Origin of the sequence: Streptomyces hilarionis (assembly GCF_024539675.1) — a bacterium.
Taxonomy (GTDB): domain Bacteria; phylum Actinomycetota; class Actinomycetes; order Streptomycetales; family Streptomycetaceae; genus Streptomyces; species Streptomyces hilarionis.
Window position 1 is genome coordinate 92,327 of the sequence record NZ_JAHHIT010000009.1, and the last position, 21,207, is coordinate 113,533.

A 21,207-nucleotide genomic window follows, 5' to 3' on the forward strand; every position below is an offset into this window, starting at 1 on the left:
GCCCGTTGCGGGCACGCTGGCAGCATGCAGCCTGGCGCAGGACCCCGACGGGACCGCCCGGCCGTCAGGGCGCGCCGCGGGCGATGGCGGGCACGGGGTGCGGCGGCCGGGGCGTGGCTGCGCGCCCTGCGCGCCCGGGCCGAGTCCCGGTTCCCGGTCATCACGCACCTCGTGACGCACCTGGTCTCGGTGAACGTGCTGGACTCCGCGACCCGCCTGGCCGCCCAGACGTTCCTCACCGCCGTCCCGCTGCTGTTCGTGGTGGCGGCCGTCGCGCCGCAGGCCGTGCGCGATCATCTCGCCGATTCCCTGAGCGAGGCCTTCGGGCTGACCGGAAACTCCAAGAGCCAGCTGGAGCAGGTGTTCACGGGGGACACGCACGATCTGCGCCAGACCACCGGCATCGTCGGCGGGCTGATGGTGCTGATCTCGGCCACCGCGTGCAGCCGCGCCATGCAACGGCTGTGCCAACGGGCCTGGAGCCTGCCGAAGGCGGCGGCGCGGACCGCCGCCTGGCGCTGGATCGTGTGGCTGCCCGTCTGGCTGGTCATGATCGTGGTGCAGGGCGTCCTGCGGGACGGCTTCGGAGTCGGGCCGTGGCTGGGCGTGCCGCTGCTGTTCGTCGCCGACACCTCGCTGTGGTGGTGGACGCAGCACCTGCTGCTGGCCGCCCGCGTGCCGTGGCGCCCGCTGCTGCCGGGCGCCCTCCTGACGGGAGCCGCCCTCACCGCGCTGACGTCGGCCGCGCACCTGTACGTGCCGAGGGCGCTCAACCACAGCCTCCAGAGGTACGGCTCGCTGGGCGCGGTCTTCACGCTGCTGTCGTGGCTGATCGCGCTGTGCGTGGCCGTCACCCTCTGCGTCACCGCCGGCGCGGTGATCGCCCGCGAACCCGCGGTGGCGCGGCGCCTGGGCCCACCCGAGTCGCCGGGCCCCTCCACCGGCGATACGTTGGAGGACGGACAGCGGTCGACCCGTCCTCGGCCGCCTCGGGACGTGTGAACCTGCCGGCCGCCCGTGACTTCGCCGGCCCCTCGTGAATCCGCCGGCCGGCGTGAACCCGCCGGCCGCAGCCGGTCGGCGTCCGCGGCGACATCCGCTCCCCGCGCCCCGGCGACCCCATCGTGGAGCGTCTGCCATGAGCGAGAACCAGCCCACCGGCCACGAACTGCGCCACCGCACCCCGAGGGAGCGCGCCGAACGCGGCAAGTCCGCCCGGACCGCCGTGCCGAGGTCCGCGCACGCCGAGTTCTCGCCGCCGCCCAAGCGCACCGACCCGGTGGACGTCATCGAGGCCCAGTCGGCGAAGCGGCTCCCCGAACTCGTGCCGATCCGCTACGGGCGGATGAGCCAGTCGCCCTTCCGCTTCTACCGGGGGGCCGCCGCCATCATGGCCGCGGACCTCGCGGAGACGCCCCGCACCGGCATCCGGGTCCAGTGCTGCGGCGACGCGCACCTGCTGAACTTCCGGCTGCTGGCCTCCCCGGAGCGCCGGCTGATGTTCGACATCAACGACTTCGACGAGACCCACCCGGGCCCGTGGGAGTGGGACGTCAAGCGGCTCGCGGCGAGCCTGGTCATCGCCGGCCGCGCCAACGGCTTCAGCGCCAAGGAGCGGGCCTCCGTGGTGCGCACCGGCGTGCAGTCCTACCGCGAACGGATGCGGGAGTTCGCCGGTATGGGCAACCTCCAGGTCTGGTACACCCGCTTCGAGGCGGACGAACTGCAGAAGGCGTTCGCCCCGCACCTCGACGCCGACACCCGCCGGCGCTGGGACGTCACCCGCGAGAAGGCGCGCTCGAACGACACGCTCCAGGTCTTCGACAAGCTCACCCACATCGTCGGCGGAGAGCGCAGGATCGCCGACGACCCGCCGCTCCTGGTCCGCCTCGAGAGCCTGCTGCCGAAGGCCCAGAGCGGCGCCCTGGAGACCGAGATCAGCCGCCTCGTCGAGCGCTACAGCCAGTCCCTTCAGTCCGACCGCCGCTTCCTGCTGGAGACGTACCGCGTGGCCGACGTCGCCCGCAAGGTCGTCGGGGTGGGCAGCGTCGGCACCCGCTGCTGGATCGTGCTGCTGCTCGGCAAGGACGACGAGGACCCGCTGTTCCTCCAGGCGAAGGAGGCCGACGAGTCCGTGCTGGCCCCCTACGCGGGCGCCTGCGGGTTCCGCACCCAGGGCGAGCGGGTCGTCGCCGGCCAGCGGCTGATGCAGGCGACCAGCGACATCTTCCTCGGCTGGGAGCGCACCACGGGCATCGACGGCCGCCGCCGCGACTTCTACGTCCGCCAGCTCAGGGACATGAAGGGCATCGCGGTGACCGAGAACATGTCGCCGAAGCGCATGTCCATGTTCGCGTGGCTGTGCGGCGCCACCCTGGCGCGCGCCCACGCCCGCTCCGGCGACCGCATCGCGATCGCCGCCTACCTCGGCGGCGGCGACGTGTTCGACCGGGCCCTCGCGACCTTCGCCGAGCTGTACGCGGACCAGAACGAGAAGGACCACCAGGCCCTCCTCGACGCCGTCGAGGCGGGACGCGTCCGCGCCCAGGCGGCGTGAGACGACGTCGGGCGACCCGAGGGAGACCGTGAGATGGACCGCTACCCGCCCATTGCCGAGCACGGACTGATCGGGGATCTCCAGACCGCCGCCCTGGTGACCTCCGAGGGGGTGATCGACTGGTTCGCGGCCCCGCGCTTCGACTCGCCCAGCGTCTTCGCGTCCCTGCTGGACCACGACGGCGGCGGCCACTTCCTGTTCGCGCCCACCCACTCCGAGGTGACGCGTCGGCAGCTCTACTACCCGGACAGCGCCGTCGTGGTGACCCGTTTCCTGTCCCCGGACGGGGTCGGCGAGGTCATCGACCACATGCCGGTCATCCGCGAGCGGACGCCGTCGGCCCGGCACACGGTGGTGCGGGTCGTGCGGACCGTGCGCGGCACCGTGCGCTTCGCCCTGGAGTGCCGTCCGCGCTTCGACTACGCCCGCAGCGACCACACCCTCGAACTGACCGGCGCGAACGGCGCGACGGGCGGCAGCGGCGGGACGGCGGCGAGCGCGGTCTTCCGGGCCCCGGGCACGACCGCCCACCTCCAGGCCACCTTCCCGCTGGAGCGCGACGGGCGCGACGTGCGGGGCACGGTCACCCTGGAGGCGGGCCGGTCGGCGGCCGCCGTGTTCACGGTCTGCGACGGCGACGGCGAGGCCCCGCCCCCGCCGACCGCCGACTCGGTCACCGCGCAGATGTGGGACGACATCGACTTCTGGCAGCGCTGGGTGCGCACGTCCCGCTACCGCGGCCGCTGGCCGGACATGGTGAACCGCTCGGCCATCACCCTGAAGCTGCTCACCTACGCCCCGACCGGCGCCCCGGTCGCCGCCGCGACGATGGGGCTGCCCGAGCAGGTGGGCGGCGAACGCAACTGGGACTACCGCTACACCTGGGTGCGCGACGGCTCCCTGTCGGTGCGGGCCCTGCTGGACCTGGGCTTCGTCGAGGAGGCCGACCAGTTCGTGCACTGGCTCGGCGAACGGCTGGCGGCCCGCGAGGGCGTGACCGGGGAACCGTTGCAGATCATGTACCGGGTCGACGGCGACCCCCATCTGACGGAGGAGACCCTCGACCACTTCGAGGGCTACCGGGGCTCGCGTCCGGTGCGCGCAGGCAACGCGGCCACCGAGCAGTTGCAGCTCGACATCTACGGCGAGGCCCTGTACGCCATGTCCGAGGGCATCGAGCAGATCGGCCGACAGGTGGGCTACCACGGCTGGAAGGGCCTGGCCCGGCTGATGGACTGGCTCTCCGACCACTGGGACCGGCCCGACGAGGGCATCTGGGAGACCCGCGGCGGGCGCAAGGACTTCACCTACAGCCGGGTGATGTGCTGGGCCGCCTTCGACAACTGCCTGAAACTGGTGGAGGAGTTCCGGCGGCCGGGCGACACCCAGCGCTGGATCCGGGCCCGCGACGCGATCCTCGAACAGGTCATGGAGCACGGCTGGAGCCAGAAGGAGCAGGCGCTCGTCCAGCACTACGGCGGCGACGTCCTGGACGCCTCGCTGCTGCTCGCGCCCCGGGTGGGCTTCATCGCGCCGCGCAGTCCGGGCTGGCTGTCGACGCTGGACGCCATCGACCAGCGGCTCGTTTCGGACAGCCTGGTCTACCGCTACGACCCGGCCGCCTCGCCCGACGGACTGCGCGGCTCGGAGGGCACGTTCAGCCTGTGCACCTTCCTGTACGTCGACGCCCTGGCGCGGGCCGACCGGCTACCGCAGGCCCGCTACACCTTCGAGAAGATGCACACCTACGCCAACCACGTCGGGCTGTTCGCCGAGGAGATCGGCCCCAGCGGGGAGCAACTGGGCAACTTCCCGCAGGCCTTCACCCATCTGTCGCTCATCATGGCCGCGACGACCCTGGACGAGGCGCTGGACCGGCTGACGGGCCGCTGAACGCCGGGATGCCCGGCCCCTGCGGCAGCAGCTGGGTCACGGCGAAGGACACCACCCCGGCGAGCACCACGAGCGCCACCGTGTCCACGTTGCCCAGCAGCAGGACGACCAGCACGGCGCCGCTGACGGGCAGCCGCAGGGCCGCTGTCACGGACGCCGCCATCCCGGCCGCCATGGCCGGCACCAGGCCGAACCCGGGCAGCGGCGCGAGGAGGGCGCCGGCCGCGCCGCCGAGGAACAGGGCGGGGAAGACGGGACCGCCGCGCAGGCTGCCCAGGCAGAGCGCGTAGGCGAGCCCCTTGAACACCAGCACCGCCACGAGCGCGCCCACGGACCAGGCGGCGGGGTCCTTCGCCAGAGCGGAGAGCGCGTTCTCCCCGGACAGGGCGGCCTCGGCGGGGGAGCGGCCGGTGCTGACGGCGTAGAGGGCGATGCAGCCGGCCACGCCGAGGGCGCACAGCGTGGTGGTGCGCACCGTCCGGGCGGCCACGAAACCGGCGGTGAACCTGCCGCCCACGAAGATCCAGTGGATCAGGAACGCGAGGGCCGGCGCGAGCAGCAGCACCCACAGGATGTCCGCCCAGTCCAGTGGCGGCGGCTTGGGCAGGCCGATGTCGAGGCTGCCGGTCCGCAGACCCGTCCAGCGGACGAACCCGGTGAAGACCAGGTCGCCGACCCCGCTGGCCAGCAGCACCGGCAGCATCACCGCGAACAGCTGCGGTCCGCCGACCCCGGCCACCTCCATCAGCAGCACCGCGCCGACCAGCGGGTTGCCGAAGAGCGCCGAGACGGCCGCGGCGGCGCCGGCGGCCCCGAGCAGCGCGGTGCCCGCCTCCGTCTGCGGGGCCCGCAGGAAGCTCGCGAAGAGCAGCGCCAGTCCGCCGCCCAGCGCGATCAGCGGCGCCTCGGGGCCGAGCACGACGCCGAGCGGGAGACCGACGAGCGCGGCGACGAGCACGCCGGGCAGGGCCTCCTTGCCGGCCCCGCCCGCGTGCAGCCCGCCCGCGGGGATGTGTCCGCCCCGTCCGGGGAGCCGCGAGACCACCAGCCCCACGACCACGCCGGCCACCAGCAGCAGGGGGAACCCCCACCACCAGGGAGCCCGCGACCAGCCCAGGTCCCGGGGCCAGTCCGTCCAGACCAGCCGCTCCAGCTGGTCGAGCGTCACGAGGAACCAGAAGGCGATCAGGGCCACCGGAACGCCGATCAGGCCGCAGAAGACCAGCGCTTTGAGGTACTCGGGCCGGCGCAGCATCGTGCGCAGCAGGTCGGCCTCCGGCGGCTGGCTCGGGGCGGACGCGGCGGTCGCCTCCGGTTTCGTCCCGGCGATGGGAACCTCCTCGGCACGTCGACACGGCAGGCGATCCCCCCGTATCCCCTCATAACGGGACGAGGCTAGCCGTCCGCCCGCCTCCGGGGAGGGACCGGCGCGTACCTCGCGCCACTCCCTCCCCGGCCGCCGCGGGTCAGCTCTTGCCGAGGAGCCGGTTCATCTCCGCGATCTCGGCGGTCTGCGCGGTGACGACGGAGCCGGCCATCGTCTTGGCCGGGCCGTACGCGCCCTTGCTCTTCTCGACGGCGGCCATGTCGACGGCGCCCTGGTGGTGGCGGACCATCATGGCCAGGAACTGGGCGTCGAACTCCTTGCCGGACGTCTTCGCCAGTTCGTCCATGTCGGAGGCGCCCATCATGCCGGGCATCGCGCCGCCGCCGGAGTGGTCCATGCCGGGCATCGTGCCGCCGCCGGAGTGGTCCATGCCGGGCATCGACCCGGCCGTGGCGTCGGACGTCGACGGGACCTTCTCGCCCCACGAGGTGAGCCAGCCGCTCATGGTCTGGATCTCCGGGTCCTGGGCCTTCTCGATGCGTGAGGCGAGGTCCTTGACCTGGGCGGAGGAGGCCCGTCCGGCGGCGAGCTCCGCCATCTCCAGGGCCTGCCGGTGGTGCGGGATCATGCCCTGCGCGAAGGACACGTCCTGCGGGTTGTGCGCGCCGACGGCGCCGGCGGACGCGGACGAGGCCGCCGTGGACGACGACGAGGCCGCCGCGTCGCCGCCGTCGGAGTCCGCCCCGCAGGCGGCGAGGGTGAGCGCGGCGGTGACGGAGACGGCCGCCAGGACCGAACGGCGGGTCAGGGAACGGGTGGTGCGCATGCTGAAGCTCCTGCTGTGCTGGAGGGAAAGGGATCGGGACATGCCGAGGCGCACCGCGTCGTCGCGATCGTGACGCGGTGCGGTGCGGTGTCTAGATCCGCAGGAGCTGGAGTTCCGCCAGGGAGGGCGGCGCGCGGGCGCCGTCGGGCGCGTCGGCCGCGCACGGACGGAGGGAGCCGGTCGGCGCGGGGGCGGCCACCGGGTCGGGAACGAGCGCGGGCAGCGCGGGCGCCCCGCTCAGCGCGGCGGCCGAGCAGGTCGGATCGGCGTGCCGGAGATGCCCGCCGCCGCAACCCCCGCCGTCCCCGGCGCAGTCGTCGTGCACGCCGTCCCCGTCGACCGCGGTCCGCGGCGCGGCGGTGTGGGCGACGGACCGGCCGCCGACGTGCTGATGGCCGGCGGCGCCGGGCGCCAGAGCGTGCATGGCCAGCAACCCGGCCAGCACCGCGAGCACGAGCAGCCCCCACCGCCGCCGGACCGGCGGGACGCGAGGCGACCGCCGGGACGCCCGCCCGGGCCTTCCCCCGCCGGAACCGCTCAGGGCCACACCAGGCAGTACGGCTGATGCCCCGCCTCGTGCAGGCGGTGGCTGAAGTCCTGCCATTCGTGCAGGAGTTGGTAGACGTTGAAGGCGTCGCGGGGGCCGCCGCGGTCCGGCACCGTGGACCAGATGAACGCCGCCGCGCCGACCGCTTCCTCGCCGATGTCACGCAGGGGGTCGACGACCGTCATGGGGAGCTTCACGACCGCGTAGTCGGGGTGGAGGACGACCAGTTCCAGCGGGGGCACCTTGTGGAGGGGGACGCCTTCGATGCCGGTCAGCACCATCGCGGCCATCGTCTCCGGCTTGATCTTGGTGAACATGCCGTTCATGCCGAGCTCGTCGCCGCCGAGCTCCTCGGGGCGCATCGAGATCGGGACGCGGGCCGCCGTGGCGCCGTCGGGCGCGCCGAAGTACTTGTACGTCACCCCCACCCGACCACCGTTCCCGCTCCCCGCCCGGAGGCGGTCGACCCGCTGGTCGACTCGCCGGTCGACCCGCTCGGGTTCACTCGGTACACCCTGTGCCTGCGTCTGCCGGGCTTCGCTGACTTCCTCCGCGTCGCGCCGGTGCCTTCCCCGCCGGGCACGTCGAGGACCCAGGTCGTCAGTCCCCTCGCCCAGTCCGCCACCGCGATGCATATCTCCACCCGACTGCTTTTCTAGGACGCGTGGCCCCCGCCGCGCAACCCGATCATCGTGTCAGTGACCTCCCCCACGGCCGCTCGCCGAAACGTGCGGTGAAACACCTGTCCGCAGGATCTTCGCAGCCCCTCGACACACGGTCGCAGAGAGCTACGTCTGTCAGGCCCGTTCCGACTCAGTTTCGCAGATGGTGGAGCGGCCGGCGGCTCGGGCGGCGGAGCGCGTGCGCGGCGGTCGGGAGGAAGCGACTGGCCGTCCGGTCAGTAGGGGCGGTGCGCCCCGCACGGCCCCCGTGGGTCGCCGGGGGCGCTGGCCTACCCTGGGAGGTCACTGGCAACCGGAGTCCAGCAAGTCGGAAAAGGTCGGAGAAGCCGCAGGTCATGAGCGAACTGCCCTATTCATACGATGCGCCCCACTCGCAGGCGTTGTTCGACCGTGCGTCCGTCGTCACGCCGGGCGGGGTGAACTCGCCGGTGCGCGCGTTCCGCGCCGTGGGCGGGACGCCCCGGTTCATGGTGTCCGGCACCGGCCCGTATCTGACGGACGCCGACGGGCGGGAGTACGTCGACCTCGTCTGTTCCTGGGGGCCCATGATCCTCGGGCACTCCCACCCCGAGGTCATCGCGGCCGTGCAGGACGCCGTCTCGCGCGGCACGTCCTTCGGCACGCCCGGTGAGGGCGAGGTCGCGCTCGCCGAGGAGATCGTGGCGCGGGTGGAGCCCGTGGAGCAGGTGCGCCTGGTGTCCAGCGGCACCGAGGCCACCATGTCCGCCATCCGGCTCGCCCGCGGGTTCACCCGGCGCTCCAAGGTGATCAAGTTCGCCGGCTGCTACCACGGGCACGTCGACTCGCTGCTCGCCGCCGCAGGGTCGGGCGTCGCCACCTTCGCGCTGCCCGACACCCCCGGTGTGACGGGCGCCCAGGCCGGCGACACCATCGTCCTGCCGTACAACGACCTGGAGGCCGTGCAGGAGGCCTTCCACCGGCATCCGGGCGAGATCGCCTGCGTGATCACCGAGGCCTCGCCGGGCAACATGGGCGTCGTGCCGCCGATGCCCGGGTTCAACCAGGGCCTCAAGGACGCGTGCGCCACCAACGGCGCGCTGTACATCTCCGACGAGGTCATGACCGGCTTCCGGACCTCCCGGGCGGGCTGGTTCGGGATCGACGGCGTGCGGCCCGACCTGATGACCTTCGGCAAGGTCATGGGCGGCGGCTTCCCGGCCGCCGCGTTCGGCGGGCGCGCCGACGTGATGGCGCACCTCGCGCCCGCCGGGCCCGTCTACCAGGCCGGCACGCTCTCCGGGAACCCGGTCGCCACCGCCGCCGGTCTCGCCCAGCTCCGACTCCTCGACGACGCCGCGTACGCCAAGGTCGACGCCGTGTCCGAGCAGATCCAGGCGCTGGTGTCCGGCGCGCTGGCCAAGGAGGGCGTGGCGCACACCTTGCAGAGCGCCTCCAACATGTTCTCGGTCTTCTTCACGGACCGGCCGGTGCGCGACTACGACGACGCCAGGGCGCAGGAGTCGTTCCGCTACACCGCCTTCTTCCACTCGCTGCTGGCGGACGGCGTCTATCTGCCGCCGTCGTCCTTCGAGTCCTGGTTCGTGTCCACGGCCCACGACGACGCGGCCGTCCAGAGAATCGCCGACGCCCTCCCGGCGGCGGCCCGAGCGGCTGCGGAGGCCACCGCGCGATGAGCATCCTCGACAACCACGGCGCCGGCCAGGACATCACCGTCGTCCACCTCATGCGGCACGGCGAGGTCCACAACCCCGACGGCGTCCTCTACGGCCGCCTCGACGGCTACCACCTCTCCGACCTCGGCCGGCGGATGGCCGACCGGGTGGCCGAGCACCTGGCCTCCCGCGACGTCACGCACGTCGCCGCCTCCCCGCTGGAGCGGGCGCAGGAGACGGCCACCCCGATCGCGAAGGCGCACGGCCTGGACCTGGGCACGGACGCGCGGCTGATCGAGGCGGAGAACGTCTTCCAGGGCAAGACGTTCGGCGTGGGGGACGGCGCGCTGCGCCGGCCCGGGAACTGGAAGCACCTCGTCAACCCGATGCGGCCGTCCTGGGGCGAGCCGTACGTCGACCAGGTCGTGCGGATGATGGGCGCGCTGGACGCGGCCAAGGAGGCGGCCCGCGGGCACGAGGCGGTCCTCGTCAGCCACCAGCTGCCGATCTGGATCGTGCGGTCCTACGTCGAGCGGCGCCGGCTGTGGCACGACCCGCGCAAGCGGCAGTGCACGCTCGCGTCGTTGACGACCTTCACGTACCGCGGCGACCGGATCGTGTCCGTCGGGTACACCGAGCCCGCCATCGACCTGGTGCCCGCTCACCTGCGCGCGGGCGCCAAGCCGGTGAAGGGGCGGGCCCCCGGCGGCGGGAAGGCGTTCGGGGCGTAGGCTCCGCTCACCCAGTCATGACCGAAACCTGATGACCGAACAGTGGCTTGAATCGACCGCCCTGTTACGGAATCCGGACGTATAGGCGGAACCTCCTCGTTCGTCATGTCCTCTGAATGGGTGACGTGCCCACCAGAGAACGTGACGAACGGGGTTGCCATGCGCGCCATCACCCGAAGGGGAGCACTCGGACTCGGCGCCGGTGCCGCCGCCGCTGCCGGACTCGTGGGCTGCGGCAGCCTCACGGGTTCGGACGAGCCTTCCCACAAGGGCGGTTCCGGCGACGGGAAGGACTCCTCCGGCAGCCCGAAGCCCAAGCCGTCCGCCCGCCCGATAGGCGACGGCTCGACGTCCTTCACCGGCAAGCAGCCCCACCAGCCCGCCAAGCCCGTGCCGCTGGAGGCCGGTCAGGAACCGCCGCAGTTCGTCGTGTTCTCCTGGGACGGCGCGGGCGAGGTCGGCAACGGGCTCTTCCCGCGCTTCCTCGACCTGGCCAAGGAGCACGGCGCGAGCATGACGTTCTTCCTCTCCGGGCTGTACCTGCTGCCCGAGTCGAAGAAGCGCCTCTACGACCCGCCGAACAACCCGCGCGGCGCCTCCGACATCGGCTACCTCTCCGACGACCACGTGAAGGCGACGCTGACGAACGTGCGCCGGGCATGGCTCGAAGGGCACGAGATAGGCACCCACTTCAACGGGCACTTCTGCGGCGAGGGCCACGGCTCGGTCGGCAAGTGGACGCCCGCGCAGTGGCGCAGCGAGATAGACCAGGCGAAGAAGTTCGTGAAGGAGTGGCGGACCAACACCGGCTGGACCGACCTGCCCTCGCTGCCCTTCGACTACGACAAGGAGCTCGTGGGCGCCCGGACGCCCTGTCTCCTGGGCCAGGACAACCTGCTGTCCACCGCCCGCACGCTCGGCTGGCGCTACGACGCCTCCTCGCCGGGCGGCAACCAGGTCTGGCCCAAGAAGAAGCAGGGCATATGGGACCTGCCGCTTCAGGCCATCCCGTTCCCCGGGCACAGCTTCCAGGTGCTGTCCATGGACTACAACATCCTCGCCAACCAGTCGATCAACTCGACCAAGGCGCCCGCCCACAACTACCCGGGCTGGCGGAAGCAGGCCTCACAGGCGTACATACAGGGATTCAAGCGGGCATACGAGACGAACCGCGCCCCCTTCTTCATAGGCAACCACTTCGAGCAGTGGAACGGCGGCATCTACATGGACGCCGTCGAGGAGGCCTTCAAGCACATCGCGCGCGAGAAGGAGAAGGGCGCGGACGTCCGGCTGGTCTCCTTCCGGCAGTTCGTCGACTGGATCGACGTCCAGAAGCCGGAGGTCCTCGACAAGCTGCGCACCCTCGAGGTCGGGCAGCAGCCGGCCGGCGGCTGGAAGACGTTCCTGGCCGCGGGCTCCGCCACCGCGGGCACGTCCTCCGGCTCGTCCGCGGGTGCCGGCAGCACCGCCGGAGCCGGCTCCAGCGCCTCCCCTAGCGCCGCCTGAAATGCGGTTTTCCCCCCGCAAGGGGGGCGGGCAAGATCCCCAGAACGGGCATGCGAAACTTTTCACATGAGTGCCGCCAGCCGCGCCCTTCCGCGCTCGCCCGCCGCCCGGCTCCGTCCGCGCCGCGCCGCCCTGACCACGGCGGTCGGCGGGGCCGTCGCCGCACTGCTGCTCTCCGCCTGCACCTCCTCGGGCGCCTCGGGAGGCGGCGGTGACACCAACTTCGTGATGGGCAAGGACGGCATCTCCACCGTCGCGCAGGGCAAGCGGGACACGGCCCCCGACCTGTCCGGCACGACCGTCGCCGGCGGACAACTCGACCTCAGGAGCTACCGGGGCAAGGTCGTCGTCCTCAACGTGTGGGGATCCTGGTGCTCCCCGTGCCGGGCCGAGGCGCCGAACTTCGAGAAGGTCTACACCGACCTCAAGGGCCAGGGCGTGCAGTTCGTCGGCATCAACACCCTCGACACCAGCAACAAGAACGCCCTCGCCTTCGAGAAGCAGCAGGGGATCACCTACCCCAGCCTGTCCGACCCGAGGGGCAAGCTGCTGCTGCGGTTCAAGAAGGGCACGCTCAGCCTCCAGGCCATCCCCTCCACGCTGGTCATAGACCGCAAGGGCAAGATCGCCGCCCGCTCGCTGGCCGCCCTCAGCGAGGAGAAGCTGCGCCACATGATCTCTCCCGTCCTCGCGGAGAAGTGACGTGAGCGCTCTCACCACGCTCGCCGCCACGGGCTACAACGACACCGTGCTCAACGGCGCGTTGCTGGTCGCGGTGCCGATCGCCCTGCTCGGCGGTCTCGTCTCCTTCTTCTCGCCCTGCGTCCTGCCGCTCGTCCCCGGCTACCTCTCCTACGTCACGGGCGTCGCCGGAACGGACCTGGCCGACGCCCGCCGCGGGCGGATGGTCGCCGGCGCCTCGCTCTTCGTCCTCGGCTTCACCTTCGTGTTCGTCTCCAGCGGGGCGCTGTTCGGCTACTTCGGCGACACCCTGCGGGCCCACCAGGACGTCCTGTCCAAGGTGCTGGGCATCCTCATGATCGCCATGGGCGCGTTCTTCATGGGCCTGATGCCCTGGATGACCCAGCGCGAGTTCCGCATCCACAGACGGCCCGTGACCGGGCTCGTCGGCGCCCCGCTGCTGGGCGCCCTCTTCGGCATCGGCTGGGTGCCGTGCATCGGCCCCACCCTCGCCTCCGTGCTGGCCCTCTCCTCCCAGCAGGGCAGCGCCGGCCGCGGCGCCCTGCTGACCGTCGCCTACTGCCTCGGCCTCGGCGTGCCGTTCGTCGTCGCCGCCGTCGCCTTCCGCAAGGCGCTCGGCGCCTTCGGCTGGGTCAAGCGGCACTATGTCTGGGTGATGCGGATCGGCGGCACCATGATGATCCTGACCGGGGTCCTGCTGCTGACCGGTGCGTGGGATCGTCTCGTGCAGGACGTGCAGTCCTGGTCCGCCGGTTTCGATGTGGGGATCTGATCCATGAGCAAGACCACGCCCAGCGTGCCGACCGAGACCGCCGCCTCCGACGAGCAGGAACTCGGCGCGGCCGGCTCCCAGCTGTCCACGGCCCCCGCCGACACCCTCGCCACCGCCCCCGGCCTCGGCGTGATCGGCTGGGCCCGCTGGTTCTGGCGTCAGCTCACCTCCATGCGCGTCGCGCTGCTGCTCCTGCTGCTGCTGGCGCTCGGCGCGATCCCCGGCTCGCTCATCCCGCAGTCCGGCACCGACGAGACCAAGGTCGCCGACTTCCGCGCGGCCCACGCGACGCTCGCGCCGGTCTACGACCGGCTCGGCCTCTTCCACGTGTACAGCTCGGTGTGGTTCTCCGCGGTCTACATCCTGCTGTTCGTCTCCCTCATCGGCTGCATCGTGCCCCGCACCTGGCAGTTCGTCGGCCAGCTGCGCAGCCGCCCGCCGGGCGCGCCCAAGCGGCTGACCCGGCTGCCCGCCCACACCACGTGGCGCACCGAGGCCGAGCCGGAGCAGGTCCGCGAGGCCGCGCTCGCCCTGCTGAAGAAGCGCCGCTTCCGCTCCCACGTCGCCGGGGACGCCGTCGCCGCCGAGAAGGGCTACGCCCGGGAGGTCGGCAACCTCGTCTTCCACATCGCGCTGATCGTGATGCTGGTGGCCTTCGCCTGGGGCCAGCTGTTCAAGGCCGAGGGCAACAAACTGGTCGTCGAGGGCGACGGGTTCTCCAACACCCTCACCCAGTACAACGACTTCAAGTCCGGCAGCCTCTTCAGCACCGACGACCTGAACCCGTTCAGCTTCGGCCTGGACAAGTTCACCGGCACGTACGAGACCTCGGGCCCCAACACCGGCACCCCGCGCACCTACCAGGCCGCCCTCACCTACAGCGTGGGCGCGTACGGCAAGGACCGGAAGGCCGTCGTCAAGGTCAACCACCCGCTGGTGATCGCCGACTCGAAGGTGTACCTCACCGCCCACGGCTACGCGCCCGTCGTCACCGTCCGCGACGGCAAGGGCGACGTCGTCTACAGCGACGCCGTTCCGCTGCTGCCGCTCGACTCCAACGTCACCTCCACCGGCGTGATCAGGGTCCTCGACGGCTACCGCAACGCCAAGGGCGTCACCGAGCAGCTCGGCATCTCGGCGTTCTTCCTGCCGACCTACACCAAGGGGATGGAGACGGCCTCCTCCTTCCCGGCGCTCGGCAACCCGGTGCTGAACCTGACGCCCTACCACGGCGACCTCGGCGTCGACGCGGGCATCCCCAAGAGCGTCTACCAGCTCGACAAGACCCACATGAAGGCGTTCAAGGACGCCAAGGGCGCGCAGCTGAGGGAGAACCTCAAGCCCGGCGAGACGATGACCCTGCCCGGCGGGGCCGGCACGGTCACCTACGAGGGCACCAGGCAGTGGGCGAACTTCCAGATCACCCAGCAGCCCGCGAGCGGCTGGGCGCTGGGCGGCGCGATCGCCGCGATCTTCGGCCTGGCCGGCTCCCTGTTCATCCAGCGCCGCCGGGTGTGGGTGCGTGCGGTGAAGGGCGACGACGGCGTCACGGTCGTCGAGATGGCGGGCCTCGGCCGCAGCGAGTCCGCCAAGGTGCCCGAGGAGCTCGGCGACCTCGCCGGGAGCCTGTACGACCAAGCCCCCGGGGCCCCCGACCCCGGTCCCTCGGATTCCCCCGACCCCCAAGCCGTACCTGCCGAAGGGGCTGAGAAATGACTCTCGCCGCCGCAACCGAGCTGGCCACCGCCACCAACGAGCATCTCGCGAGCATCAGCAACACGCTGATCTACTCCGCGATGGCCGTCTACACCCTGGCCTTCTTCGCGTACATCGCCGAATGGCTCTTCGGCAGCCGCAGCAAGGTCGGCCGCACCGCCGCCGCGCTCACCGCCGACGCGAAGTCCGCGGCGAAGGGCGCGGGCCCGGCCGTCACCGTCAAGCAGAACGGCGGGACGGCCGTCCTGGAGCGGCCGCAGGTCGTCGTGCGTTCCACGGCCGGGGCGCGGGACGTGCCCGACGGGCCCGGCGCGCACGGCGGCGACGAGCAGGGCGACATGTACGGCCGGATCGCCATCTCGCTCACGGTGCTCGCGTTCCTGGTCGAGCTGGCCGGCGTGGTCGCCCGCGCGGCCTCGGTGCAGCGCGCGCCGTGGGGCAACATGTACGAGTTCAACATCACCTTCTCCACGGTGGCCGTCGGCGTGTACCTCGGGCTCCTGGCCCTGCGCAAGAACGTGCGCTGGCTCGGCCTGTTCCTGATCACCACGGTCCTGCTGGACCTGGGCCTCGCGGTGACGGTCCTGTACACGGCGAGCGACCAGCTGGTCCCCGCCCTGCACTCGTACTGGCTGTACATCCACGTCTCCACCGCGATCTTCTGCGGCGCGGTGTTCTACGTCGGCGCGGTCGCCACGATCCTGTACCTGTTCAAGGACGCCTACGAGAACAAGCTCGCCACCGGCGGCAAGCCGGGCCGGTTCGCCAACTCGGTCCTGGACCGGCTGCCCGCCTCCGCCTCCCTCGACAAGTTCGCCTACCGCGTCAACGCGGCCGTCTTCCCGCTGTGGACGTTCACGATCATCGCGGGCGCGATCTGGGCGGGCGACGCGTGGGGCCGCTACTGGGGCTGGGACCCCAAGGAGACCTGGTCGTTCATCACCTGGGTCGCCTACGCCTGCTACCTGCACGCCCGCGCCACGGCCGGCTGGAAGGGCCGCAAGGCCGCCTACCTGGCCCTGATCGCCTTCGGCTGCTGGCTGTTCAACTACTACGGCGTCAACATCTTCGTCACCGGCAAGCACTCGTACGCGGGCGTCTGACCCGGACCCCCCTCCCCACCCGCACGACGGCGAAGGCCGGTTCCCGCGACCAGCGAACCTGGATCACGGGAACCGGCCTTCGCCGTACGGACTTTCCCGCTTCGGCGGGACGCTCGCGTTCGCGAAGGCCTCTCCGGCCGCGTAGAGCATCTGCTCCTCGCCCTGGAGGGAGTGGCAGGCTGGCGGGCCGGCGGTGATTCCCGGGCGTCCGTCGCCCGGGGATCCGTCCGTCCCCTCCCTCCCGCCCTCGCCGCCCCAGGAGGCCCCGCCATGACCGGCCGACGCCTGCGTACCGTCGATCTCGCTCGGGTCGCGGGGCTGTCCACGCAGCAGATCCGCAACTACGAGGAGGCGGGGGTGCTGCCCGCGGCGGGGCGTACGGAGTCCGGGTACCGGGTGTTCGGGGAGGCACACCGGCAGGCGCTGCTGGCGTACCGGGCGCTGGTGCGGGGGTACGGGCCGGTGACGGCGGCGCGGATCATGCGGACCGTGCACGCGGGGGACGTCCCCGGCGCGCTCGCCCTCGTCGACGAGGCCCATGCCGGGCTGCACGCGGAGCGGGCCGCCCTGCGGGCCACCGGGGAGGCCATGGAGGAGCTGGCCCGCCAGGCCCCCGGGACGGACGGCACGCGGGCGGCGGGCGGGCTGCGGATCGGGGAGGTGGCCCGGCTGCTCGGCGTGCGGACCTCGGCGCTGCGGGTGTGGGAGGCGGCCGGGCTGGTCGCCCCGCCGCGCGAGCGCGGGACGCGGTACCGGCTCTACGGGCCGTCCGACGTGCGGGACGCGCGGATCGTGCACAGTCTGCGCCGGGGTCACTATCTGTTCGCGCAGATCAGGCCGGTGCTCGCGGAGCTGCGCCGGGAGGGCGGCAGCGAGGCGGAGCTGCGGTCCGCGCTGGCGGCCCGCGCGGGGACGCTGACGGCCCGCACCCGCGCGATGCTCGCGGGCGCGGGCCGGCTGCACGCCTACCTGGACTGCCTGGACGGCCCGGACGGCTTGGACCGTCCGGAAGGTCTCGACCGCCCGGGCCCGGACCGTCCGGACGCCGTCAGCGCAGCCGGGACGACGACAGGATCGACAGCAGGTGCGCCGCAGCCATCAGCCAGGTGACGACGGCGACGGCGGCCGGCGCCCAGCGGGTCGGGCCGACGGATCCGGTGGCCGCGTCGGCGACCGCGAGCCCGCGCCGGGCCCGGGCCACGTCCACCAGGTCGGTCGAGGCCTTCAGCGGCACGACGCCCGGCGCGGTCGCGAGCCCCGGGGACACCCAGCCGTTGAACCCCGCCCACCCGCCGAGTCCGGACTCGGCGGCGCGGAAGCCGAAGCCGGTCCAGCGGGCGACCCCGCCGTCCACGCAGTCGAAGAGCCGGAACAGCTGCATGAGGAGGGCCGCGAGCACCGCCCCGTCCAGACCCGGCATCAGCAGCGCGCTCCCGACAGCACCCCGCACACCACCGTCGTCCAGGTCAGCTGGTCCGGGTGGCCGGCGTTGCCGCGCGCCGTCCGTCGCCCCAGCATGGGGTCATGGAACTTCTGGACCGGGCGACGGCACGGACCTGGCTGGCCACCGCCGTCGCCGAGGCGCGGGCCGGCCTCGCCGAGGGCGGCATCCCGATCGGCGCGGCCCTGTACGGCGCGGACGGCACGCCGCTGGGCCGCGGCCGCAACCGGCGCGTCCAGGACGACGATCCCTCCGTGCACGCGGAGACGGCCGCGTTCCGCGCGGCGGGCCGGCAGCGCTCGTACCGCGGCACGACGATGGTCACGACGCTCTCCCCGTGCTGGTACTGCTCGGGCCTGGTCCGCCAGTTCGGGATCTCGCGGGTGGTCGTCGGGGAGGCGGTCACCTTCCACGGCGGTCACCACTGGCTCGCCGAGAACGGCGTGCAGATCATGCTCCTGGACGACGCCGAGTGCGCCGCGATGATGCGCGCGTTCATCGAGAAGAACCCCGCGCTCTGGCACGAGGACATCGGCCTCTGACCCGCCAGCCGGCGAGGGCCGTCCGGCGTCCGGCGTCCGTCGTCCGCCGCGACGCCGGACGGCCCCCGCCCCGGGTCAGGCCCTCAGGTGCCGGGCGAGGAACCGGGCGGCCGCCTCGCCCGCGTGCGGGGGGACGCCGGTGTGGCCGCCCATGTTGGCGTTCAGCGCCTTCTCCTTGGAGCCGAAGGCGTCGAACAGGTCCAGGGCAGCCTGCCGGTCGTTGCCCTCGTCGTCCCACTGAAGCAGGACGTGCAGCGGGACGGTGACCTGCCGGGCCTCCTCGAAGATCACCCGGGGCACGTAACTCCCCGCGAACAGGACGGCGGCCGCGACGCGCGGCTCGACCACGGCCAGCCGGACGCCGATGGAGATCACCCCGCCCGAGTACCCGACCGGGCCGTCGATGCCGGGCAGCGCGAGGAGGGCGTCCAGGGCGGCCCGCCATTCCGGGACCCCCTCGTCGACCAGGGGAAGGACGAGCCGGTCGACGACGTCGTCGGGGACCGGCTCGCCGGCCTCCAGCGCGCGGCGCAGGTCGGCGCGCGCCTGTTCGACGACGGGGAGACGGGGCCGGCCACCGCTGCCGGGGAGCTCGATCGTGGCCGAGGCGAACCCCTCCGACGCCGAGTGCCGGGCCCGGGCCGCGAGGCGGGGGCGCATCCGGTCCAGTCCGCCGGGATGACCGAGCAGGATCAGCGGCACCGGTGCGGACTTCGGGGCGGAAGCGGGCTCGGAGGCGGACGCGGGCGTCCAGAGGACGCCGGGGATGTCGCCGAGGGTGAAGTCGCGTTCGAGGACGCCGTCGTCGAGACGCTGTTCAGACGTGAAACGCATGGTCGTGCCTTTCGGGAGAGCTCGCAGTCGGCGCTCCCGGACGACCTATCGCCCGACCGTGACCCCGCAGGAGAGCACCCATGTCGCAGTTGTGTTCACGGGTACCACCTCCTCGGTCTCTCGCACGGCTTCCGGAAAGGTAGCAGCGGTCGCCGTGGCCCGCCACGGGGTTTTCGAGGCCGCCGTGGGGCGGGCTCCGTCGCGCGGACCCGGTCATCGTGCGGCGAGCACCGCGTAGTCGGCGACGGTCCGGCGGTAGCGGGCGTGCCCGGTCTCCCGGGTGTGCCCTTGCTGCCACTCCTCCACGTCTGCCGGGCGCTGCCGGGCCCCGGATCCGGCCCGGCACTCGGTGCACGACGTCTCGTACTCCGCCCCGGCCGAGACGTCCGGCACCAGCGCGTACTCCCGCAGCCCCAACAGGGGTGCGTGGTAGCGGCGTTGGTGACGGCGCAGCAGGACGTCCGCGTCGGTCTCGGCGCTTCCGTCGTGCCGGGCGCGGGCGTCGTCGCGCAGGGCGGCCAGATCGGCGCAGGCCGCGCAGTCCCGGACGGGCGCGGGGGAGTGGGCCTCGGATGCGCCCGGGAACGACCGGGAGTTGGCGGCGCGGACGGCCGCGCCGAGGCGTTCGCCGGGGGTGGCCGTGCGCAGCGACTCCGGTCGGGCCTCCCACTCCCGGCCGCCGCCGAGCGGACGCAGCAGCGCGTACGGGCCCGCCTGGCCCCGGTACTCGCCGACTTTGTCCGAAGCAGGGTCGTAGACGACCGTTCCTGTTTCGAACTGACTCGCGATGCTTTCGTCGCTTTCGGTCATGCCCCGTCCGTGCCCTCTCCGTACCGACTTCGTGACTCTGGGTGTGTCGAGCGTCGCGTGCGGGCACGGTGCGTATCAATGTCCGGCGCGTGACAGTGGACGCCTGTCACAGAGGGGAACGACGACCGTGACGACCAACGCCGCCCTGTTCGGCGAGCTGCTGCGCCACTTTCGCGAGGGGGCGCTGCTGACGCAGGACGCGTTGGCGAAGGCGATCCCGTGCGACCGGTCGCTCGTGGCCCGCGTGGAGTCCGGAACGCGGGTCCCCCAGGAGTCGTTCGCGAAGAAATGCGACGAAGTGCTCTGCACGAGCGGGGCGTTGGGGCGCCTGTGGGGGCGCGTCGACTGGTATCCGCAGGTGGAGCATCCGGACTGGTTCAGACGTCGGGCGGAGATGGATGCGGAGGCGGTGTCCCTCTGGGAGTACCAAGAGCGCGTGATGCCGGGCATGTTGCAGACACCGGAGTACGCGCATGCCCTGTTCTCACGCGTGACGAGCGGCCGTGAGGTCGAGGAACGTGTTCGGGCTCGGCTGAGCCGACAGCAGCGGTTCCTGGCTGACGGCGGCCCGCTCTACGTCGTCGTTCTGGACGAAAGCTGCCTGCGTCACGTCGTGGGAGGCGCGGCGGTCATGCGAGACCAGTGCGCGCATCTTCTGGAGGCCGGCCGGCGTGCCAATATCCGCATTCAGGTGGCTCCAGCGGGCTTCCCGGAACTCCTGCGCCCCAACGTGTCGATGTCGTTGATCGAGCTGCCCAACGGCCATCGGTGGGTGTACTCGGAGTCGGTGGATCGAGGCCATTTCAACGATGATCCGGCCGTCTTCACCAGTCATAGCCGCACCTATGATGTGCTCAGGGCGGACGCTCTGTCGGCCCGCGAGTCCGTCGTTCTGATCAGCGACGCGATGGAGGGGTACGGCCACCATGAACAGGTTCGAACTCAGCGCGGCGACCTGGATCAAGAGCAGCTACAGCGGCGAGAACGGCGGCAACTGCCTCGAAGTCGCCCCCGGGTTCGATTCCGTCGTCCCCGTCCGTGACAGCAAGGTGGCCGACGGCCCGGTGATCGTCGTCGCGCGGAGCGCCTGGGCCGCCTTCGTGGAGGCCGTCAGCCATTCGTGCTGAACGAGCTCAGGCCTGCGGAGGCTGAGGGTCCTCGCCCGACTCGCGGCGCTTGAGCTCGTCCTCGCGGCGGCGCAGGTCGGCCTCCCAGTCCTTCAGGAGCTTCTCGTCCCTCTTGTCCTCGTTCTTGTTCTCGTCCTTCAGGGACTTCAGGAACTCGGGGTTGTCGTCCGGCGCGACGAACTCCGTGCGGTGGTTGCGGTGCCACTGCGACGGCGTGGCGCCGCCCGCCGGCGCGTGCCGCGTCTTCCCGGCCACCAGCCAGGCGACCGGGCCGACGAGCACCTCGCCGAAGAGCAGGATGATGATCACCCAGACCACCTTCGGGAGCCCGCGCACCTCCTCCTCGGGGGTGTTCAGGCAGTCGATGAAGGCGTAGATCCACAGTGCCAGGACCAGCAGGAACGGCAGATACCTGAGCATGGTGGCGGGTTCTCCCGGAAGACGGCGGCGGGGCGG

At 72.3% G+C, this 21,207-nt stretch carries 21 protein-coding genes and 1 pseudogene; 14 read left to right on the forward strand and 8 right to left on the reverse strand.

Going from position 1 to position 21,207, the window contains the following annotated elements; all coding sequences use genetic code 11:
* Positions 1-24 precede the first annotated feature (24 nt).
* The 3 genes from KMS84_RS03660 to KMS84_RS03670 all read left to right on the forward strand — a co-directional run bounded on the left by KMS84_RS03660 (position 25) and on the right by KMS84_RS03670 (position 4,450).
* Complete coding sequence (locus tag KMS84_RS03660) at positions 25-1,002, forward strand: YhjD/YihY/BrkB family envelope integrity protein (protein WP_256914544.1); 978 nt, start codon at positions 25-27, stop codon at positions 1,000-1,002.
* Positions 1,003-1,138: 136 nt separating this feature from the next.
* Complete coding sequence (locus tag KMS84_RS03665; RefSeq protein ID WP_256914545.1) at positions 1,139-2,557, forward strand: DUF2252 domain-containing protein; 1,419 nt, start codon at positions 1,139-1,141, stop codon at positions 2,555-2,557.
* A gap of 33 nt (positions 2,558-2,590) precedes the next feature.
* A complete protein-coding gene (locus tag KMS84_RS03670) occupies positions 2,591-4,450 on the forward strand; it encodes a glycoside hydrolase family 15 protein (protein WP_256914546.1) in 1,860 nt (619 codons plus the stop codon).
* Here the strand turns inward: KMS84_RS03670 and KMS84_RS03675 are convergent.
* The 4 genes from KMS84_RS03675 to KMS84_RS03690 form a co-directional block, all read right to left on the reverse strand.
* Positions 4,398-5,705, reverse strand: coding sequence for a chloride channel protein (locus KMS84_RS03675; protein ID WP_256914547.1), 1,308 nt, complete (start codon positions 5,703-5,705; stop codon positions 4,398-4,400). The two genes, KMS84_RS03670 and KMS84_RS03675, sit on opposite strands and share 53 nt — an antisense overlap.
* Before the next feature lie 211 nt (positions 5,706-5,916).
* The gene (locus KMS84_RS03680) at positions 5,917-6,603 is read right to left on the reverse strand and encodes a DUF305 domain-containing protein (protein WP_256914548.1); all 687 of its coding nucleotides are present in this window, start codon (positions 6,601-6,603) and stop codon (positions 5,917-5,919) included.
* A gap of 91 nt (positions 6,604-6,694) precedes the next feature.
* Positions 6,695-7,057 carry a DUF6153 family protein gene (locus tag KMS84_RS03685; RefSeq protein ID WP_256914549.1) on the reverse strand — a complete coding sequence of 121 codons (363 nt, stop codon included), beginning with the start codon at positions 7,055-7,057 and terminating at the stop codon, positions 6,695-6,697.
* An 83-nt stretch (positions 7,058-7,140) separates the two neighbouring features.
* Positions 7,141-7,578, reverse strand: coding sequence for a hypothetical protein (locus KMS84_RS03690; protein WP_010353923.1), 438 nt, complete (start codon positions 7,576-7,578; stop codon positions 7,141-7,143).
* A 590-nt stretch (positions 7,579-8,168) separates the two neighbouring features.
* Between KMS84_RS03690 and hemL the strand changes: the two genes are divergently transcribed.
* From hemL to KMS84_RS03730, 8 genes are all read left to right on the forward strand, one after another.
* Positions 8,169-9,488, forward strand: a complete 1,320-nt coding sequence (gene hemL / locus KMS84_RS03695) for a glutamate-1-semialdehyde 2,1-aminomutase (protein WP_256914550.1) — start codon at positions 8,169-8,171, stop codon at positions 9,486-9,488.
* Positions 9,485-10,198, forward strand: coding sequence for a histidine phosphatase family protein (locus KMS84_RS03700; RefSeq protein ID WP_256914551.1), 714 nt, complete (start codon positions 9,485-9,487; stop codon positions 10,196-10,198). The genes hemL and KMS84_RS03700 overlap by 4 nt, the downstream gene beginning before the upstream one ends.
* A gap of 159 nt (positions 10,199-10,357) precedes the next feature.
* On the forward strand, positions 10,358-11,704 hold the full coding sequence (locus KMS84_RS03705) for a polysaccharide deacetylase family protein (RefSeq protein WP_256914552.1): 1,347 nt from the start codon (positions 10,358-10,360) through the stop codon (positions 11,702-11,704).
* 66 nt (positions 11,705-11,770) lie between these two features.
* Complete coding sequence (locus KMS84_RS03710; RefSeq protein ID WP_256914553.1) at positions 11,771-12,406, forward strand: TlpA family protein disulfide reductase; 636 nt, start codon at positions 11,771-11,773, stop codon at positions 12,404-12,406.
* Position 12,407: 1 nt separating this feature from the next.
* Positions 12,408-13,178 carry a cytochrome c biogenesis CcdA family protein gene (locus tag KMS84_RS03715; protein ID WP_256914554.1) on the forward strand — a complete coding sequence of 257 codons (771 nt, stop codon included), beginning with the start codon at positions 12,408-12,410 and terminating at the stop codon, positions 13,176-13,178.
* Between the two features lie 3 nt (positions 13,179-13,181).
* Positions 13,182-14,894, forward strand: a complete 1,713-nt coding sequence (resB, locus tag KMS84_RS03720) for a cytochrome c biogenesis protein ResB (protein ID WP_256914555.1) — start codon at positions 13,182-13,184, stop codon at positions 14,892-14,894.
* Complete coding sequence (gene ccsB / locus KMS84_RS03725) at positions 14,891-15,997, forward strand: c-type cytochrome biogenesis protein CcsB (protein ID WP_256914556.1); 1,107 nt, start codon at positions 14,891-14,893, stop codon at positions 15,995-15,997. The genes resB and ccsB overlap by 4 nt, the downstream gene beginning before the upstream one ends.
* A 270-nt stretch (positions 15,998-16,267) precedes the next feature.
* On the forward strand, positions 16,268-17,107 hold the full coding sequence (locus tag KMS84_RS03730) for a MerR family transcriptional regulator (RefSeq protein ID WP_256914557.1): 840 nt from the start codon (positions 16,268-16,270) through the stop codon (positions 17,105-17,107).
* On the opposite strand, the gene KMS84_RS03735 is transcribed toward KMS84_RS03730, so the two are convergent.
* A complete protein-coding gene (locus KMS84_RS03735) occupies positions 17,046-17,417 on the reverse strand; it encodes a hypothetical protein (RefSeq protein WP_256914558.1) in 372 nt (123 codons plus the stop codon). The two genes, KMS84_RS03730 and KMS84_RS03735, sit on opposite strands and share 62 nt — an antisense overlap.
* Positions 17,418-17,521: 104 nt before the next feature.
* Here KMS84_RS03735 and KMS84_RS03740 point away from each other — a divergent pair, with 104 nt between their 5' ends.
* Positions 17,522-17,980 (forward strand): nucleoside deaminase, encoded by a 459-nt coding sequence (locus KMS84_RS03740; RefSeq protein WP_256914559.1) that lies wholly within the window; start codon positions 17,522-17,524, stop codon positions 17,978-17,980.
* A 75-nt stretch (positions 17,981-18,055) separates the two neighbouring features.
* Here KMS84_RS03740 and KMS84_RS03745 read toward each other — a convergent pair whose 3' ends face one another.
* On the reverse strand, positions 18,056-18,814 hold the full coding sequence (locus KMS84_RS03745; RefSeq protein WP_256914560.1) for a dienelactone hydrolase family protein: 759 nt from the start codon (positions 18,812-18,814) through the stop codon (positions 18,056-18,058).
* 213 nt (positions 18,815-19,027) lie between these two features.
* The gene (locus tag KMS84_RS41075) at positions 19,028-19,624 is read right to left on the reverse strand and encodes a DUF7848 domain-containing protein (RefSeq protein WP_306425429.1); all 597 of its coding nucleotides are present in this window, start codon (positions 19,622-19,624) and stop codon (positions 19,028-19,030) included.
* Between the two features lie 127 nt (positions 19,625-19,751).
* Between KMS84_RS41075 and KMS84_RS03755 the strand changes: the two genes are divergently transcribed.
* Together KMS84_RS03755 and KMS84_RS03760 are read left to right on the forward strand one after the other, a co-directional pair.
* Positions 19,752-20,666 carry a helix-turn-helix domain-containing protein gene (locus KMS84_RS03755; protein ID WP_256914561.1) on the forward strand — a complete coding sequence of 305 codons (915 nt, stop codon included), beginning with the start codon at positions 19,752-19,754 and terminating at the stop codon, positions 20,664-20,666.
* A pseudogene (locus tag KMS84_RS03760) lies at positions 20,635-20,751 on the forward strand (DUF397 domain-containing protein); the annotation flags it as partial. The gene KMS84_RS03755 and the pseudogene KMS84_RS03760, both read left to right, overlap by 32 nt.
* A gap of 6 nt (positions 20,752-20,757) precedes the next feature.
* On the opposite strand, the gene KMS84_RS03765 reads toward KMS84_RS03760, so the two are convergent.
* Entirely contained in the window at positions 20,758-21,171 is a 414-nt protein-coding gene (locus tag KMS84_RS03765; protein WP_256914562.1) for a PLD nuclease N-terminal domain-containing protein, read from the reverse strand.
* Between the last annotated feature and the right edge of the window lie 36 nt (positions 21,172-21,207).